The sequence below is a fragment of the Ideonella alba genome (assembly GCF_018069845.1).
Taxonomy (GTDB): domain Bacteria; phylum Pseudomonadota; class Gammaproteobacteria; order Burkholderiales; family Burkholderiaceae_C; genus Ideonella; species Ideonella alba.
On sequence record NZ_JAGQDD010000046.1, the window covers coordinates 1 to 2067 of the forward strand.

Genomic DNA, 2067 nt, shown 5'->3' on the forward strand with positions numbered 1-2067 from the left:
TGAAAGGAATGCCGCTTTGGATGAAGAACACTGATCGCCGTTGACTCAGCGGGAAGTCCCTGTAGAGGGGTTAGGCGGCTGTGTCGCTGCGTTGGGCGTACTGGCGATCTATGCGCTTACGCAAGCGAGCGAGTTCTTCTCTGTATGTAGCTTCGGCGTGCTCGAAGGCTACGACTCTGAAGTCAACTTGCATGACGAAATTGCCCATCATCCCGCGCTCGATCTTGCGGCGGTACCGCTCAAACCGCTCCAGCGCACCATAGTCGTAGTAGCGTGCACCTGTCCGCAGATCAGGCGGGGCTGAAATGTCTTCGACTAACTCGTGCACGGCGTGCCCGACCTTGTTTCGAAGCTCGACGATAGCCTGCAGGTCCTTCGACTCCGCCTCGGTGAGGATTGCCTCGGAAACCAGCAGGTCGAGCGCCTTCTGCATTGGACCGCGAGTTCCGGCTGGGAGTCGCTCGGTGCCTGTGCGCCAAGGAAGCGAGTCTGTCTTACGGATGCTTCCGATCAGGAAGGAGCGCAGTGACTCCACCTCGTGCAGCAGCAGCACCATCTGGAGTGCGCGGTACTTGAGGATGTTCTTCTCAAGCGCTGGGAGCTTGGCACGCACGGTTTCAGCCGTCTAACGTTCGAGCTGAGCCGCGCACGCCGGCATGGCGCTTGGCCCGCTGGACGGATGCTGGCCTATGCCGGGAAGCGGGCCATGTGCCATGACGGCGGGCGTCGGTTCCAGCGAATGGTTAGCCCGCACGTGACTCAGCCGCTTGTGTGAGCAACTGCTCAATGGACCAGTTGCGCGTGAGCCAGATGGTAAGAGCTGCGCCCGACAAGTGCCACCATGTATTGCCTGCGTACCGCTGATGCTTGACGATGTAACTGCTGGCCACCTGCCACGCAACCACAGCACCGACTTGACGCTGACCAGAAGAGAAGACTGTGCCCCAGACCGTATACGGATTGAGCGGCGTGACAGTCGGGGGGCCAATGCCGCGCGCACGCTGCCAGGCTGCTAATTGCGCCTCTGATGAGGCCAGCGCCAACGGAGGCACTGGCGTGCCCCCTGCCCCATGGAGACCAACCCAATACAGCAGCCAGGGTGCCACCCCTACGAGGAAGCAGACCGCGAACAACGTGGCTACGGCGAGACGGCGCGCAGTACGCAGGTAGTTCATCCGTGCGGGCTAACGTTCGAGCTGAGCCGCGCACGCCGGCATGGCACTTGGCCCGCTGGACGGATGATGGCCTAAGCCGGGAAGCGGGCCAAGTGCCATGTCGGTGGGCGTCGGTTCCAGCGAGGGGTTAGACGCCCGCGCTACTTCGCGCCTACGCCATACTTTGCCGCCAACGAGTTGTACAAGAACTGGGCATCGTAGACCATAGCGCTGATATCGGGCTTCCCGTTGAAGCAGACGATTGTGTTCGTAGAGCTTGGCTTGGCCGCAACAAATGTGTCGCCACCAGTTGTACGCGTTCTAGCGTTCAAGTAGGACGTGTTGCCGTAGCTAGTGACGGTGCCGGTCGTGCTCGATTGGGTAGGGGTCGTGAACGCACTGTAGTCAGTTCTGGAGCGCGCGTCCGCGATGGCGAAGTGGGTAAAGCCGTTCTTCAGCGTCACCTCGGCGCTTCGAAGCAAAGCCAACTCTTCGGCCCGTTCGGCGCGTGTATATCCGTTACCGCGGAACGAGACTCGAAAGACATTCTTGTCCAACTGCGTCTCAGTAAAGCCACCGGAGAAGCCTTCGGGCTGGTACGCCGTAGCGCACGCGGTCAATGCACCGACGGTCGCAAGGATCAATAAGGCTTTGTACATGAAGTCTCCGTGTTCGGTGATGTTTCGATGGGGGAGAGCCTACGGTCCGTGATTCGGGCGCCTAACGTTCGAGCTGAGCCGCGCAAGCCGGCATGGCGCTTGGCCCGCGGGACGGATGATGACCTAAGCCGGGAAGCGGGCCAAGTGCCATGTCGGTGGGCGTCGGTTCCAGCGAGGGGTTAGGCCGCACTCTTGCCCCACTAGAGGCCGGCGAAAAGAATAACTGCACCGATGACTACCAAGTACACCACCCA

At 60.9% G+C, this 2067-nt stretch carries 2 protein-coding genes; both read right to left on the reverse strand.

Translation table 11 applies throughout. The features are described 5' to 3' along the window. Nucleotides 1-70: 70 nt before the first annotated feature. The gene (locus KAK03_RS24670) at nt 71-613 is read right to left on the reverse strand and encodes a hypothetical protein (protein WP_210857339.1); all 543 of its coding nucleotides are present in this window, start codon (nt 611-613) and stop codon (nt 71-73) included. A 702-nt stretch (nt 614-1315) separates the two neighbouring features. After that, nucleotides 1316-1813, reverse strand: a complete 498-nt coding sequence (locus tag KAK03_RS24675; protein WP_210857340.1) for a CC0125/CC1285 family lipoprotein — start codon at nt 1811-1813, stop codon at nt 1316-1318. Nucleotides 1814-2067: the final 254 nt, after the last annotated feature.

Bases quoted from the DNA above. Each gene is read 5' to 3' on its own strand.
- KAK03_RS24675 (WP_210857340.1), bottom strand. From the start codon at position 1,813: ATGTACAAAGCCTTATTGATCCTTGCGACCGTCGGTGCATTGACCGCG.